A 13,854-nucleotide genomic window follows, 5' to 3' on the forward strand; every position below is an offset into this window, starting at 1 on the left:
GGCGTGGGAAGCGGCGGACGAAAGTGAATGGCGGGTTAGGCATGTCCCGCGCCGGGACGCGCTGTCCCGCATCGGGATGGGCGGTCCTGTTCCGGCCCAGCGGCGGGGGCGTTGCGGAAGAGGCTTGCCCTCGCGCGGGCAGGCGTGGCAAGGCCGGGGCATGACGGGCAAAGACAGCAGGAACCCCAGCGGCGCGGGCGCGATCATCGCGCTGCTCATCCTGGCCGGGACGATCATCGGCGGCTTCATGGGGCAGCCGAGCATCGGCCTGCTGACCGGCACCGGCACCGGCGTGCTGATCGCCGTGCTGCTGTGGCTGCGCGACCGGCGAAAGTAGCGCGCGCTGCCGCTTGCCGCCCGCCCCGGCGGCGCATAGATAGAGCGCATGAAGAAGCATTTCATCGCCCTGCCCCTCATCGCGATCGCCCTTGCCGGCGGCGCATTCCTCTATCTGGCGCACGGCGACACCGCCCAGTTGCCGCCGGGCGCGGATACCGGGCCGGAACCGGTCTTCACCGCGCCGCGCAGCGAGATGCTGCCCACCATCAACATCGCCGAAGTGAAGCCATGGGCCGCGAACGCGGCGCCGGTAGCGGCGAAGGGGCTGACCGTCACGCGCTTCGCCGAAGGGCTGGCGCATCCGCGCGCGATGCTGCGGCTGCCCAATGGCGACATCCTCGTCGCCGAAACCAACAGCCCGCCGCGTCCCAAGGAGGGGATTGTCGACCGGGTGATGGCCTATTTCATGGACAAGGCGGGCGCGGGCGTCCCGTCCGCCAACCGCATCACGCTGCTGCGCGACGCCGATGGCGACGGCAAGGCGGAAGTGAGGAGTACGTTCCTGACCGGCCTGCATTCGCCCTATGGCATGGCGCTGATCGGCGACACGCTCTATGTCGCGAACACCGACGCGCTGATGGCCTTCCCCTACAAGGAGGGAGAGACGAAGATCGCGGCGAAGGGCCGCAAGATCATCGACCTGCCCGCGCAGGGGCCGAATTATCACTGGACCAAGAGCCTCGCCGCCAGTCCCGAAGGGCTGCTCTATGTCGGCGTGGGGTCGAACAGCAATATCGGCGAGAACGGGCTGGAGATGGAGCGCGGGCGCGCGCTGGTGCTGGAGGTCAATCCGAAGACCGGATACAAGCGCATCTTCGCATCGGGCCTGCGCAATCCCGTGGGCCTTGCGTTCGAGCCGCGCAGCGGGGCGCTGTGGGGCGTGGTCAACGAACGCGACATGCTGGGCGGCGATCTGGTCCCCGATTATCTGAGCCGGATCGAGTTCGGCGCGTTCTACGGCTGGCCGTGGAATTACTGGGGCGGCTATGAGGACCGGCGGGTGCAGCCGCAGCGGCCCGAAATCCGCGAATATACCAAGCGGCCCGACTATGCGATGGGCAACCATGTCGCCGCGCTGGGCCTGACCTTCACCGACAAGGTGGAACTGGGCGCGCCCTATACGCAGGGTGCGTTCGTCGGGCTGCACGGGAGCTGGAACCGCAAGCCTGCGGCGGGATACAAGGTCGTCTATGTCGGCTTCAACGATGGCGAAGCGGGCAAGGCCAGGCCGGTCGATGTGCTGACAGGCTTCCTCGACAAGGACGGCAACGCGCAGGGGCGGCCTGTCGATGTGACGGGCGACGCCAAGGGCGCGCTGCTGGTCAGCGACGATGTGGGCAATGTGATCTGGCGGGTGACGAAGGCGCGCTGACTTACAGGGCGACGCCGTTGCGCCCTGCCAGTTCCACCACATATTGCCATGCGACGCGGCCCGAGCGGCTGCCCCGCTGCGTCGCCCACTGGATCGCTTCCCGAGGGTCGAAGGACAGGCCGAGCCGGTCGGCATAGCCGCGCACGATGGCGACATAGGCGTCCTGGTCGATGGCGTGAAAGCCGAGGCTGAGGCCGAATCGGTCCGACAGCGCCATCTTGTCGTCGATCACGTCGCGCGGGTTGATGGGATCGTCCTGTTCGGCCAGATGCCGGGGCACGATGTGGCGGCGGTTGGAGGTGACATAAAGGCGGACATTCGCGGGGCGCGCCGCGGTGCCGCCCTGAAGCAGCGAGCGGAGCGCGCGCGCCGCTCCCCCGCCCTCTCCGTCGAAGCCGAGATCGTCGAGGAAAAGGATGAAGGGCCGCGTCGTCGCGCGCAGCAGGGCGAAAAGCGCGGGCAGGCTGGCGAGTTCGTCCACCGCGCACTGGACAAGGGCGATGTCCGCGCCCTCCCCCTGCAAATGGCCGACGACCGATGCGACCGCCGCCGATTTTCCGGTCCCGCGCGCGCCCCAGAGCAGAGCGTCGTGCGCGGCGTGTCCGGCGGCATGGCGGCGGGTATTTTCCAGCAGCACGCTTTTCTGCGCATCAATGCCCGAGAGCAGCGCATAATCGACCGGGGCGAAAGCCTCGACCGGCTGCACGGCGCGCCCGTCCCAGACATAGGCGGGCGCGGCGGCAAGATCGGCGGGCGCGGGCGGCGGCGGAGCGATCCGGTCCAGCGCGTCGGCGATGCGGGCGAGAAGAGCGTCGGTCATGTTGGGGGCTTAAGCGGCAGGCCGCGCGCCCGCAAGGCCGTGCGCATGTCACGACCGTTGCGCATTGGACTTTCGTTCGGGACGGCCGGAGCCTATATCGCGCGGATCGTGACCATCGCTCCATCGACCTTTTCCACCCGATCCTGCCGCTATGGCGCGGAGGCGCTGCGCGAGGCGGCGCTGCTGATCCGGGCGGGCGAGCCGGTCGCCGTTCCCACCGAAACCGTCTACGGCCTTGCCGCCGACGCAACCGACAGCAAAGCGGTCGCGGCGATCTACAGCGCCAAGGGACGGCCGAGCTTCAATCCACTGATCGTGCATGTCGCCGACCGGGCAATGGCGGAGCGGCTGGCGCTGTTTTCGGGGGAAGCGGACCGGCTGGCGGAGCGTTTCTGGCCGGGGCCGCTCACTCTGGTGCTGCCGGTGCGGGCGGACAGCGGGCTGTCGCCGCTGGTGACGGCGGGGCTGCCCACGGTCGCGCTGCGGATGCCCGCGCATCCGGCAATGCAGGCGCTGATCCGGGAAAGCGGCTGTCCGCTCGCCGCGCCTTCGGCCAATCGCAGCGGGTCGATCAGCCCGACGCGGGCCGAACATGTGCTCGCCAGCCTGAACGGCAAGATCCGCATGATCCTGGACGACGGGCCGACGAGCGAGGGGCTGGAATCGACCATCGCCGCGCCGGAGGCTGACCGCATCCGCCTGCTGCGGCCCGGCCCCGTGACGGCGGCGATGCTGGAGCAGGCAAGCGGCCTGCCGGTGGTCGCGGGCGGCGGGGAAAGGATCGAGGCGCCGGGGCAGCTCGAAAGCCACTATGCGCCGTCCAAGCCCGTGCGCCTCGACGCGCTGCGGGCGGAAGGGGACGAATATCTGATCGGCTTCGGCCCGATGCCGTGCGACATGAACCTCAGCGTCGGGGCGGAGCTGCACGAGGCGGCGGCGGCTTTGTTCGCGGCGCTGCATATGGCGGACGCCAGCGCGGCGGGCCGGATCGCGGTCGCGCCGGTGCCGATGGAAGGGATCGGCGTGGCGATCAACGACCGGCTGCGGCGCGCGGCGGCCTGATTCAGCCGCAGTCGCGGTAGCCAGCCTCACGGCATTCGCGGCGGCGTTCTTTTTCCGCGCGCTTGCGCTCGCGGCCCTCGCGCGCTTCCTGCTTGCGCATCTTGCGGCCGTAATTGCGGTCGGCCTCGTCCTGGCTGGTGGTGGTCCAGTCGATCACCTGACCCGTCGCGCGGACCGGCGCGGTGACGACGCTGGCGACGGTGCGCACACAGCCGGGCAGGACCAGCAGCAAAAGCGGCGCGGCGAAAAACAGCTTGGTCTTCATGACTTTGGTCCCCGGCCCGATCGAAATTCACACCGTTGCTAGCAGAGCAGATACAAGCCGCCCACCAGGAACGCCGCGAAACGGGACCAGCCGTTTTTTTTGAACCGCCTTACGCCTCGATGCGGTCGGCGAAGCCCTTGCGCAGCTTGGCGAGCTTGGGTGGGATCACGGCTATGCAATAGGGGTTCCGGTCGCCGACCCGTTCCCAATATTTCTGGTGATAATCCTCCGCCGGATACCATGGCGCGTCGGGTTCGATGGCGGTGACGATGGGGGCGGACTGGTCCGCCTGCGCGCGTTCGATGCCGGCGCGGGCCTGCGCTTCCTGCTCGGGCGAATGGGGGAAGATCGCCGAGCGATACTGGGTGCCGATGTCGTTGCCCTGACGGTTGAGCGTCGTCGGATCGTGCGTCGCGAAGAAGATGTCGAGCAGGTCGGCGTAAGAAATGACATCCGGATCGAAGGTGATGCGGATCGCTTCGGCATGGCCGGTGCGGCCGGAACAGACCTCCTCATAGGTGGGGTCGGGCTTTGCGCCGCCGATATAGCCGCTCTCCACGGCGCTGACGCCACGGAGGTTCTGATACACGGCTTCCGTGCACCAGAAACATCCTCCGGCGAGGGTTGTGACTTCCTGAGCCATGATCGTTCCTTCGTTCGATTTGGCTGCAAAGATAGGAAGCGTCAGGCGGCGGTTCCAGCCTCCGCGACGCGGGCGTCCGCCTTTGCGCGTTCCTCGGCGACCAGTTCCTTGCGGGACAGCTTGCCCACCAGCGTCCTGGGGAGGTTGAGGCGCACTTCCACTTCGCACACCCGCTCATGCTTGCCCAGTTGCGGGTTGAGCCAGTCCTTGAGCGCCGCGCCGTCGATGTCGAAGCCTTCGTTCAGCGTCACGAACGCCTTGGGCTGCTCGCCCCGGTAGCGGTCGGGCACGCCGATGACGAGCGCTTCCTTGATCGCGGGGTGGTGGTAGAGCACCTGTTCGACCTGGCTGGGGAACACCTTGAACCCGCCGACCGAGATCATGTCCTTGAGGCGGTCGACGATCTTCACATAGCCGTCCTCGTCGATGATGCCGACATCGCCGGTGCGGACATATTCGCCCATGAAGACTTCGGCGTCGGCATCGGGGCGGTTCCAGTAGCCCTTCATCACCTGCGGCCCGGCGAAAAGCAGCTCGCCCGGCTCGCCTTCGGGCGGCGGCTTCGTCGGGTCTTCGCGGTCGACCAGCTTCACGCGGGTGCCGGGAACGGGCTGGCCCACGGTGCCGCTCTTGTTGAGGCCTTCATAGGGGTTGGTGCAGACGATGGGGCTGGTTTCGGTCAGGCCATAGCCTTCGATCAGTTGCGCGCCCGTCGCCGCCTCGAACCGCTGTTTGAGTTCGAGAGGGAGCGGCGCGCCGCCGGAAATGCAGGCGCGCAGGCACGAAAAGTCGATGTTGCGGATCGCCGGATGATCGAGCAGCGCCTGGAACATCGTGGGGACGCCCGGCAGCGAGGTTGCCTTCACCCGCTGGACGGCGGCCAGCACCTGCGCAGCGTCGAAGCGCGGCAGCATCACCATCTCGCCGCCGTTCACCACGGTGCGGTTGAGGGTGACGGTGTTGGCGAAGACATGGAAGAAGGGGAGCACCGCGATGATGCGGTCGGCCTCATTCTGATGCGGGTCGATGGACTGCGCCTGCCGCGCGTTGGCGGTGAGGTTCTGGTGGGTGAGCATCGCGCCCTTGGGCGTGCCGGTGGTGCCGCCGGTATATTGCAGCAGGGCGATGTCGTTCACCGGGTCGATCTCCGCCACGGCGCAGTCGCCCGGATTGGCGGTCAGCCGGTCATAGTGCAGCACGCGCGGATCGTCGGGGATGGGCGCGCTCTCGCTCGCCTTGAACCAGCGGAAGAGGAGGGATTTAACGGGCGACAGCATCTCCGCAACGGTGCCGACGACCAGCTTTTCGAGCGTGCTGTTGTCGAGCACTTCGAGCGCGGTGGGCAGCAGCGCCTTCGCCGACAGGGTGAAGAGGATCTTCGTGCCGCTGTCCTCGACCTGATGCTCCAGTTCGGCGGCGGTGTAGAGGGGGGAGAAGTTGACGACGATGGCCCCGGTCATCAGCGCGCCATAATAGGCCGCGACATAATGGGGCGTGTTGGGGAGGTAGAGGCCGACCCGGTCGCCCTTCCGAACGCCCATCGCCTGAAGCCCGCAGGCGATCCGGCGGATCTGCGCGAACATGTCGGCATAGGTGAATTTGCGGCCCATGAAGTCGATCATGATGGCGTCGGGGTGCGCACTCGCGCTTTCCGTCACCATTTCGCCCATGGATTTGGGGGGGAATGTCTGGTCCCAGGCGGTCGGGTGCTGATACCGTTCGCGCCAGATTTTTTCTACGCTCTCCATAAGACGAGTGTATGGGCGCGGCGCGCTTTACGCAAGCGTCAAGCATGGCAAAAGGGCCGCGCCCCGGTGAGGCACGGCCCTTTGAACATTGCCGCTTTGTGGCGGGTTTCGGCGCAGCGTCGGATGACGCTACGGCATCAGACCTCGCCCTTGTTGCTGCTGAACGGATCGAGGATCGTGGCGGCGCCCGAGATAAATTCGGACTCGCTCCTGAGCGCCTCTTCCGCGCGGCGGGCGGCGTCCTCGCGCTCGCGGCGCAGTTCCTCGATCAGCGCCTCGCGGTCGCCGTCCAGACGCGAATCGGTGGGCGCTTCGATCCCCGCCTTCTTCGCGGCGCGGACGACCAGTGCGTCCAGTTCCCGCTGCGAGCAGAGGCCGAGCGTCACCGGGTCTTTGGGCACGATGTTGGAGATGTTCCAGTGGGTGCGGTCGCGGATCGCGGCGATGGTGGTGCGGGTGGTGCCGATCAGCTTGCCGATCGCGCCGTCCGACACTTCGGGATGATTGCGCAAGATCCACGCAATGCCATCGGGCTTGTCCTGCCGCTTGCTGACCGGGGTGTAGCGCGGCCCCTTGGTGCGGCGGACAGGCTCCGGACCCTTGAGCATCTTGAGCTTGTAGTCGGGGTTCGCTTCGCCCTTGTGGATTTCTTCCATGGTGATTTCATGGGCGCGGACGGGATCGCGGCCGGTATATTTGATGCTGGCGGTATCGTCGGCGATGGCCTGCACCTCAAGGATGTGAAGCCCGCAGAATTCCGCGATCTGGTCGAAGCTGAGCGCGGTGTTGTCGACCAGCCAACTGGCGGTCGCGTGGGGCATCAGGGGCTGGGACACGGGGACTTTTCTCCGGCGTAAAAACGATAAGGGCCGCCCAAGCAGGGCGGCCGTGACGGATCAGAGATAGAACATCCTTGGCGCAGCGGCAAGAAAAAGCGTCAGGCGGCGCTGTCCATCACATCGGGGTCGATGGCGTGAAGGCCGGAGAGAAATTCACGCGCGCTGCGGTCCCAGGTGAAGCTGCGGCCATAGGCGGCGCAGGCGGCGCGGTCCTTCGTCAGGGCAGCGGCGATGGCGGCTGACAGATCGTCGCCGAGCGCGCCGGTATCCGGCGTCACGATGTCGATGGGACCGGTGACGGGATGGGCGGCGACGGGAGTGCCGCAGGCGAGCGCCTCGATCATCACCAGCCCGAACGTATCGGTGCGGCTGGGGAAGACGAAGACGTCCGCCCCGGCATAGGCTCCGGCAAGCTCCGCGCCGAACAGGGGGCCGAGGAAATGCGCCTGCGGACAGGCGCGTTCCAGCGTGGCGCGGGCGGGACCGTCGCCGATCACGACCTTCGATCCCGGATGGTCGGCAGCGAGGAAGGCTTCCAGATTCTTCTCGACCGCGACGCGCCCGACGCAGAGCATGATCGGGCGCGGCAGGCCGGCGAAGATGGCGGGCGGCGGAGCATCGGGCGTGAAGGCGGCGAGGTCCACCCCCCTGCCCCACGGCCTGACATTGGCGAGGCCATGGGCGCGGAGCTGCTCCCGCACCGAGCGGGTCGAGACGAGCACCGCCTGCGCGGGGCCATGGAACCAGCGGATATAGCGCCAGAACCATGCGGCGGGCAGGCCGGTGCGCTGCGCCACATAGTCGGGGAAGTGCGTATGGTAGGCGGTGGTGAAGGGCACACCGGTGCGCAGGCACCAGCGCCGCGCGGCAAGGCAGAGCGGCCCTTCGGTCGCGAGGTGCACGGCGTCCGGCCGGAAGGCGGCGATCGCCTGCCCCACCACGCTCGCGCGCACGAGCGCGAGGCGGATTTCGGGATAGGTCGGACAGGGGATCGACCCGTAGAGGTCGGGCGAGATGACCTCGACCGCATGGCCCATGCATTCGAGTTCGGCCCGGATGGTCTGGAGCGTGCGGACGACGCCGTTGACCTGCGGCGTCCAGGCGTCGGTGACGATGGCGATGCGCATGGGATTATTCCTCATCCACCCACATCCGTTCGTTTCGAGCGTGTCGAGAAACGGGTAGCGCAACCTCCGCGTTTCTCGACTTTGCTCGAAACGAACGGCTTCATTTTACGCGGCAATCCGCTCGCCATGGGCTGCTTCACCCGCCTTCACCCGCTTCGCGATCTCGTCGGCCCAGTGGAGCACCTCCATCGTGCCGTCGCGATGCTCGACCAGCGCGGTGCAGCCTTCGACCCAGTCGCCGTCGTTATAATAGGCGACGCCTGCGATCTGCCGCATTTCGGCGTTGTGGATGTGGCCGCAGACGACGCCGTCGACACCACGCGCGCCCGCTTCATGCGCCACCACTTCCTCGAAGCGGGAGATGAAGGAGACGGCGTTCTTGACCTTGTGCTTGGCCATTTTGGACAGCGACCAGTAAGGCAGGCCAAGCCGCTGCCGCACCGCGTTCACCGCGACGTTGAGGCGCATCAGCATGGTGTAGGCGGCGTCGCCCACGAAGGCGAGCCAGCGGTGGGCGAGCATGATCGTGTCGAACTCGTCGCCGTGCAGCACCAGCAGCTTGCGCCCGTCGGCGGTCTCATGGATCGCCTTGCGCCGGATTTCCACGCCGCCGAAGTTCATGCCGGTGAACTGGCGGAACATTTCGTCGTGGTTGCCGGGGATATAGACGACGCGGGTGCCGCGCTTGGCGCGCTTCATCAGGCGCCAGACCACGTCATTGTGGCTGGCGGGCCAGTAGAAGCGCTTTTTCAGGCGCCAGCCATCGATGATGTCGCCGACGAGGTAGATGGTGTCGCTGTCCACGCTGTCGAGAAAGTCGATCAGCATGGTCGCGTTGCAGCCGCGCGTGCCGAGGTGGATGTCGGAGATCCAGATCGTGCGGTAGCGGCGGCGCTGCCCTTCGCGCTCCGGGATGTGGAAGCGGTCGTCGGCGGCATCCTCGACGTCGCTCAGAAAAGGCAGGCGCGTGATGGCGTTCATTTCTCGTCCCCAGAGACCTTCAGTCCTCGGGAGCGATTCCCTAAGCCGCCATTGTTACAAATCCGCACCGGATATGACGGAAATGCTACGGTTTGCGCGGATTGCTATCCTCCCCTGCAAGGGGAACGATGGGCCGGGCATGGATCAGACAGTCAGCACGATCTTTCCGAAATGCTCGCCTGCGTCCATGCGGGCGTGGGCGCTGGCGGCATCCGTCAGCGCGAATTTCCGGTCCATCGCGGGACGCAGTTTCCCCTCTCCGACGAAGGGCCAGACGGTGCGCGCCAGTTCGTCGGCGACGAGGCTTTTGAACCCCACCGAGCGCGCGCGGAGCGTCGAGCCGGTGAGGGTCAGGCGGCGCTGCATGATGGCGGGGATGAAGATGTCCGCCTTCGGCCCGCCCAGCGTCGCGATGGAGACATGGCGGCCATCCTCGGCCAGACAGGCGATATTGCGGGGCAGATAGTCGCCGCCCACCATGTCGAGCACGGCTTCCACCCCGCGCCCGTCGGTGATGCGCTTCACCTCCTCGACATAGTCCTGGCTGCGGTAGTTGATCGCATGGTCCGCGCCCCAGCGGCGCGCCTGCGAACATTTGTCGTCCGACCCGCAGGTGACGATGACCTTCACGTCGAACAGGTTGCACAGGCGGATCGCCATGGTGCCGATGCCGCTGGTGCCGCCATGGACGAGCGCGGTGTCGCCGGACACGACATAGGCGCGCTCGAACAGGTTGGTCCATACGGTGAAGAGCGTTTCGGGAAGCGCGGCGGCCTCCGCCATGTCGTAGCCATCGGGGACGGGCAGGCACTGGCCCGCGGGCGCGACCGCATATTCGGCATAGCCGCCGCCTGCGATCAGCGCGCAGACCCTTTGCCCCAGCAGCGTTTCCGCGCCGCTGCCCGCCGCGACGACGGTGCCGGACACTTCAAGGCCCGGAATGTCCGACGCGCCGGGCGGCGGGGGATATTTGCCCTGCCGTTGCAGCACATCGGGACGGTTGACCCCGGCGGCGGCAACGCGGATCAGCACTTCGTCCGGGCCGGGCGCGGGCACCGGACGCCGTTGCGGCACCAGCGCTTCAGGTCCGCCGGGCGCCGCGATGCCGATCGCCGTCATTTCACCCGGCACCGCAAATTCGTCCGCCATTCCCGCCCTCTTCGTTGCGCCGCGTCAAAATCGACCGGCTGCACCTGAGACCTTATTGACAGAGTGGGGATCAGGGTCAACATTACCCTTATGGACATGGATGAGTATCAGCCGCGCAAGAGCGACGATCCTCTGACCCGCCTGATGACACAGGATCTGGGGCCGTTGTCCGTCGCCGAACTGGACGCCCGCATCGCCGCGCTGGAAGCGGAAATCGCGCGGACCAGGGCGAAGAAGGAAAGCGCCGTTAACCACAAGGCAAGTGCCGAGGCGCTATTCAGGCGATGAACCCGCGCCCCGCCCCTGTCGCCCGTCAGGGCTTCTCCGGGCTGAGGCAGTCAGGCAATTCCGCTGGTCAGGGGGCCCCCCTTGATCCCGCGCCGAGCAATGCCGACATCCGGTTCCACACCGCCCCTCACCGGGGCCAGGAGTAGAACGACAATGCCATCTTTCGCACCCGCCCTCGAAACCACGCTGCACAACGCGCTGACCCACGCGTCGGAGCGCAAGCATGAATATGCGACGCTGGAGCATCTGCTGCTCGCGCTGATCGACGACGAACATGCGTCGAAGGTGATGCAGGCATGCGGCGTGGAACTGGGCGAACTGGGCGACGCCGTCACCCATTATCTCGACACCGAACTCGACAGCCTGAAGGTGGAGGGCGCGTCCGACCCCTCCCCCACCAGCGGGTTCCAGCGCGTCGTGCAGCGCGCGATCCTGCACGTCCAGTCCTCCGGCAAGGATGAAGTGACCGGCGCGAACGTGCTTGTCGCGCTGTTTTCGGAACGCGAATCCTATGCCGTCTATTTCCTGCAGCAGCAGGACATGAGCCGTCTCGATGCCGTGAGCTACATCAGCCACGGCGTCGGCAAGGGAACGCCCCAGCCCGAGCGCCAGGAGACGAAGGGCGCCGCCGAGGAGGAAAAGAAGGTGCAGGACGGCAAGGGCAAGAAGGACAGCGCGCTGGAGCAGTTCACCGTCAACCTCAACGAGAAGGCGGGCCGCGGCAAGGTCGATCCGCTGATCGGCCGCTCCGCCGAGGTGGACCGCACCATCCAGATCCTGTGCCGCCGGTCGAAGAACAACCCGCTCTATGTCGGCGATCCGGGCGTGGGCAAGACCGCCATCGCGGAAGGTCTGGCGCGCAAGATCGTGGAGGGCGAAGTGCCCGACGTGCTGAAGGAAGCGGTGATCTATTCGCTCGACATGGGCGCGCTGCTGGCCGGAACCCGCTATCGCGGCGATTTCGAGGAGCGGCTGAAGGCGGTCGTCACCGAACTGGAAAAGATGCCGCACGCGGTGCTCTTCATCGACGAGATCCACACCGTCATCGGCGCTGGCGCGACCAGCGGCGGGGCGATGGATGCGTCTAACCTGCTGAAGCCCGCTCTGTCGGGCGGGACGATCCGCTGCATCGGCTCCACCACCTACAAGGAGTTCCGCAATCACTTCGAAAAGGACCGCGCCCTGCTGCGCCGGTTCCAGAAGATCGACGTGAACGAGCCGACCGTCGAGGATACGATCAAGATCCTCGCGGGCCTGCGCAGCGCGTTCGAGGAGCATCACCACGTCAAATATACGCCCGACGCGATCAAGGCGGCGGTGGAACTGTCGGCGCGCTACATCAACGACCGCAAGCTGCCCGATAAGGCCATCGACGTGATCGACGAGGTGGGCGCGATGCAGATGCTGGTGATCCCGTCGAAGCGCAAGAAGACGATCACGCCCAAGGAGATCGAACAGGTCATCGCGACGATGGCGCGTATCCCGCCCAAGACCGTGTCGTCGGACGACAAGACGGTGCTGGAATCGCTGACGACCGACCTCAAGCGCGTCGTCTTCGGGCAGGACAAGGCCATCGAGGTGCTGTCCTCCGCGATCAAGCTGTCGCGGGCCGGGCTGCGCGATCCGGACAAGCCCATCGGCAACTATCTGTTTTCCGGCCCGACCGGCGTCGGCAAGACGGAGGTGGCGCGGCAGCTCGCGACCCTGCTCGGCATCCCGCTCCAGCGGTTCGACATGTCCGAATATATGGAGCGGCATTCGGTCAGCCGCCTGATCGGCGCGCCTCCGGGCTATGTCGGCTACGATCAGGGCGGCCTGCTGACCGATGCGGTCGATCAGAATCCGCACAGCGTGCTGCTGCTGGACGAGATCGAGAAGGCGCATCCCGACCTGTTCAACATCCTGTTGCAGGTGATGGACAACGGACGCCTGACCGATCACCACGGCAAGACGGTGGATTTCCGCAACACCATCCTCATCATGACCACCAACGCCGGTGCGTCGGACATGGCGAAGGAAAGCATCGGTTTCGGCGAACTGTCGCGCGACGATGTGCAGGAGGATGCGGTGAAGAAGCTCTTCACCCCGGAATTCCGCAATCGCCTCGACGCCATCGTGCCGTTCGGATATCTGCCGCCCGAGATCGTGGCGCGCGTGATCGACAAGTTCGTGCTGCAGCTGGAGCTGCAACTGGCCGACCGCGACGTGCATATCACGCTGGACGAGGCGGCGAAGGAATGGCTGACCGCCAAGGGCTATGACAAGCTCTACGGCGCGCGTCCGATGGGCCGCCTGATGCAGGAGAAGATCAAGCAGCCGCTGGCCGAGGAACTGCTGTTCGGCAAGCTGGTCCATGGCGGCGAGGTCCATGTCCATATGAAGGACGACGCTCTGGCCTTCGAAATCACGCCCGCCGCGCCCAAGAAGGGCAAGAAGGGCGGCAAGGCGAAGGCCGCACCCGCCGCCTGAGCCTCTGCAACATGCAACGAGAAAGGGCGGCCTGCGAAGGCCGCCCTTTTTTTCCGACCGGCGCGAGGCCCGCGCCTGTTTCAGCCGAGCTGCTGGAGGATGTCGTCCGCTTCGGGCCGGTCGAGCCAGTCGGGGCTGACATGGACCGAACGGACGACGCGGTTCGCGCCGACATGCAGGACCGTGGGCTGAGGCAGCGTCCAAGTGCCCGTGCCGGTCACTTCGCCGATCCATCCGGCGGGCGGCGGCGAAGGCCGGTCGTCGGGATCGAAGGCGATGCCGATCTCGCGCGCGAGCTGGTTGTCGGTGTCGGTCGCGACGGCGAAGGGCAGATGATGGCGGTGCTTGATCTCCGCGAGCCGGTCCGCGCGCTGCGGGCTGAGCGCCACGAGCGGAATGCCGCGCTTTTGCAGTTCGGGGTAAAGCGCCTCTGCATAATAAGGCAGCGCGATGTTGCAGGCGGGGCATCCGGCGAAGCGGAAGAAGATGAAGAGCGCCGATCCGCCCGCCGTCAGCCCATCGAGGGTCAGTTCGCCGCCGTCCACTTCCGGAAAGGTGAAGTTGGGCAGAATGTCGCCCGGCTGGGCCACGGCGGCAGGATCGAACCGCTCGGCCAGCAGGCGGCGCTGCCGCGCATTGCCTTCCAGTTGGGCGGCGGACCAGCTTCTTTCGCGCTCCGCCTGAAGCGCGGCATAACGGCTGCTGAGGGATTCGGTCAGTAGGGTTGCCATCATTTTCTCCTTGCGGGCACG

The 13,854-nt window shown here is 66.6% G+C and carries 14 protein-coding genes; 5 read left to right on the forward strand and 9 right to left on the reverse strand.

Annotated features, from left to right (window positions below; all coding sequences use genetic code 11):
* The first annotated feature begins 160 nt into the window (after positions 1 to 160).
* Positions 161 to 337: a hypothetical protein gene (locus SAMIE_RS23385; protein WP_162849050.1), complete on the forward strand. Its 177-nt coding sequence runs from the start codon at positions 161 to 163 to the stop codon at positions 335 to 337.
* Positions 338 to 385: 48 nt separating this feature from the next.
* Positions 386 to 1,711: a PQQ-dependent sugar dehydrogenase gene (locus SAMIE_RS09465; protein ID WP_066701825.1), complete on the forward strand. Its 1,326-nt coding sequence runs from the start codon at positions 386 to 388 to the stop codon at positions 1,709 to 1,711.
* Position 1,712: 1 nt separating this feature from the next.
* Here the strand turns inward: SAMIE_RS09465 and SAMIE_RS09470 are convergent, their stop codons facing one another.
* Positions 1,713 to 2,531: an ATP-binding protein gene (locus tag SAMIE_RS09470; protein WP_066701824.1), complete on the reverse strand. Its 819-nt coding sequence runs from the start codon at positions 2,529 to 2,531 to the stop codon at positions 1,713 to 1,715.
* A gap of 45 nt (positions 2,532 to 2,576) precedes the next feature.
* On the opposite strand from SAMIE_RS09470, the gene SAMIE_RS09475 reads away from it, so the two are divergent.
* The gene (locus SAMIE_RS09475; RefSeq protein ID WP_126516804.1) at positions 2,577 to 3,593 is read left to right on the forward strand and encodes an L-threonylcarbamoyladenylate synthase; all 1,017 of its coding nucleotides are present in this window, start codon (positions 2,577 to 2,579) and stop codon (positions 3,591 to 3,593) included.
* Between the two features lies 1 nt (position 3,594).
* On the opposite strand, the gene SAMIE_RS09480 is transcribed toward SAMIE_RS09475, so the two are convergent.
* The 7 genes from SAMIE_RS09480 to SAMIE_RS09510 form a co-directional block, all read right to left on the reverse strand.
* Positions 3,595 to 3,858, reverse strand: coding sequence for a hypothetical protein (locus SAMIE_RS09480; RefSeq protein ID WP_066701822.1), 264 nt, complete (start codon positions 3,856 to 3,858; stop codon positions 3,595 to 3,597).
* A 109-nt stretch (positions 3,859 to 3,967) separates the two neighbouring features.
* Positions 3,968 to 4,501 carry a peptide-methionine (S)-S-oxide reductase MsrA gene (gene msrA, locus SAMIE_RS09485; protein ID WP_066701820.1) on the reverse strand — a complete coding sequence of 178 codons (534 nt, stop codon included), beginning with the start codon at positions 4,499 to 4,501 and terminating at the stop codon, positions 3,968 to 3,970.
* A 41-nt stretch (positions 4,502 to 4,542) separates the two neighbouring features.
* Positions 4,543 to 6,249 (reverse strand): long-chain-fatty-acid--CoA ligase, encoded by a 1,707-nt coding sequence (locus SAMIE_RS09490; RefSeq protein WP_066701818.1) that lies wholly within the window; start codon positions 6,247 to 6,249, stop codon positions 4,543 to 4,545.
* A gap of 137 nt (positions 6,250 to 6,386) precedes the next feature.
* Positions 6,387 to 7,070 (reverse strand): DUF1013 domain-containing protein, encoded by a 684-nt coding sequence (locus tag SAMIE_RS09495; protein ID WP_066701816.1) that lies wholly within the window; start codon positions 7,068 to 7,070, stop codon positions 6,387 to 6,389.
* Between the two features lie 116 nt (positions 7,071 to 7,186).
* Positions 7,187 to 8,215 carry a glycosyltransferase family 4 protein gene (locus SAMIE_RS09500; RefSeq protein ID WP_066701812.1) on the reverse strand — a complete coding sequence of 343 codons (1,029 nt, stop codon included), beginning with the start codon at positions 8,213 to 8,215 and terminating at the stop codon, positions 7,187 to 7,189.
* Positions 8,216 to 8,320: 105 nt separating this feature from the next.
* Complete coding sequence (locus SAMIE_RS09505; RefSeq protein WP_066701810.1) at positions 8,321 to 9,196, reverse strand: UDP-2,3-diacylglucosamine diphosphatase; 876 nt, start codon at positions 9,194 to 9,196, stop codon at positions 8,321 to 8,323.
* Positions 9,197 to 9,340: 144 nt separating this feature from the next.
* Positions 9,341 to 10,345, reverse strand: a complete 1,005-nt coding sequence (locus SAMIE_RS09510) for an NAD(P)H-quinone oxidoreductase (RefSeq protein ID WP_066701808.1) — start codon at positions 10,343 to 10,345, stop codon at positions 9,341 to 9,343.
* A 90-nt stretch (positions 10,346 to 10,435) separates the two neighbouring features.
* Between SAMIE_RS09510 and SAMIE_RS09515 the strand changes: the two genes are divergently transcribed.
* Both SAMIE_RS09515 and clpA read left to right on the forward strand, forming a co-directional pair.
* Positions 10,436 to 10,633: a DUF1192 domain-containing protein gene (locus SAMIE_RS09515; RefSeq protein ID WP_066701806.1), complete on the forward strand. Its 198-nt coding sequence runs from the start codon at positions 10,436 to 10,438 to the stop codon at positions 10,631 to 10,633.
* Between the two features lie 153 nt (positions 10,634 to 10,786).
* Complete coding sequence (gene clpA / locus SAMIE_RS09520) at positions 10,787 to 13,102, forward strand: ATP-dependent Clp protease ATP-binding subunit ClpA (RefSeq protein WP_066701804.1); 2,316 nt, start codon at positions 10,787 to 10,789, stop codon at positions 13,100 to 13,102.
* Between the two features lie 80 nt (positions 13,103 to 13,182).
* Here clpA and SAMIE_RS09525 read toward each other — a convergent pair whose 3' ends face one another.
* Positions 13,183 to 13,833, reverse strand: a complete 651-nt coding sequence (locus tag SAMIE_RS09525) for a peroxiredoxin-like family protein (RefSeq protein ID WP_066701802.1) — start codon at positions 13,831 to 13,833, stop codon at positions 13,183 to 13,185.
* Between the last annotated feature and the right edge of the window lie 21 nt (positions 13,834 to 13,854).

The sequence above is a fragment of the Sphingobium amiense genome, from assembly GCF_003967075.1.
Taxonomy (GTDB): Bacteria; Pseudomonadota; Alphaproteobacteria; order Sphingomonadales; family Sphingomonadaceae; genus Sphingobium; species Sphingobium amiense.

Excerpts from the sequence above, each read along its gene's own strand:
- SAMIE_RS23385 (WP_162849050.1), top strand. The coding sequence starts at position 161 with ATGACGGGCAAAGACAGCAGGAACCCCAGCGGCGCGGGCGCGATCATC.
- SAMIE_RS09465 (WP_066701825.1), top strand. The coding sequence starts at position 386 with ATGAAGAAGCATTTCATCGCCCTGCCCCTCATCGCGATCGCCCTTGCC.
- SAMIE_RS09470 (WP_066701824.1), bottom strand. The coding sequence starts at position 2,531 with ATGACCGACGCTCTTCTCGCCCGCATCGCCGACGCGCTGGACCGGATC.
- SAMIE_RS09475 (WP_126516804.1), top strand. The coding sequence starts at position 2,577 with ATGTCACGACCGTTGCGCATTGGACTTTCGTTCGGGACGGCCGGAGCC.
- SAMIE_RS09480 (WP_066701822.1), bottom strand. The coding sequence starts at position 3,858 with ATGAAGACCAAGCTGTTTTTCGCCGCGCCGCTTTTGCTGCTGGTCCTG.
- msrA (WP_066701820.1), bottom strand. The coding sequence starts at position 4,501 with ATGGCTCAGGAAGTCACAACCCTCGCCGGAGGATGTTTCTGGTGCACG.
- SAMIE_RS09490 (WP_066701818.1), bottom strand. The coding sequence starts at position 6,249 with ATGGAGAGCGTAGAAAAAATCTGGCGCGAACGGTATCAGCACCCGACC.
- SAMIE_RS09495 (WP_066701816.1), bottom strand. The coding sequence starts at position 7,070 with ATGCCCCACGCGACCGCCAGTTGGCTGGTCGACAACACCGCGCTCAGC.
- SAMIE_RS09500 (WP_066701812.1), bottom strand. The coding sequence starts at position 8,215 with ATGCGCATCGCCATCGTCACCGACGCCTGGACGCCGCAGGTCAACGGC.
- SAMIE_RS09505 (WP_066701810.1), bottom strand. The coding sequence starts at position 9,196 with ATGAACGCCATCACGCGCCTGCCTTTTCTGAGCGACGTCGAGGATGCC.
- SAMIE_RS09510 (WP_066701808.1), bottom strand. The coding sequence starts at position 10,345 with ATGGCGGACGAATTTGCGGTGCCGGGTGAAATGACGGCGATCGGCATC.
- SAMIE_RS09515 (WP_066701806.1), top strand. The coding sequence starts at position 10,436 with ATGGACATGGATGAGTATCAGCCGCGCAAGAGCGACGATCCTCTGACC.
- clpA (WP_066701804.1), top strand. The coding sequence starts at position 10,787 with ATGCCATCTTTCGCACCCGCCCTCGAAACCACGCTGCACAACGCGCTG.
- SAMIE_RS09525 (WP_066701802.1), bottom strand. The coding sequence starts at position 13,833 with ATGGCAACCCTACTGACCGAATCCCTCAGCAGCCGTTATGCCGCGCTT.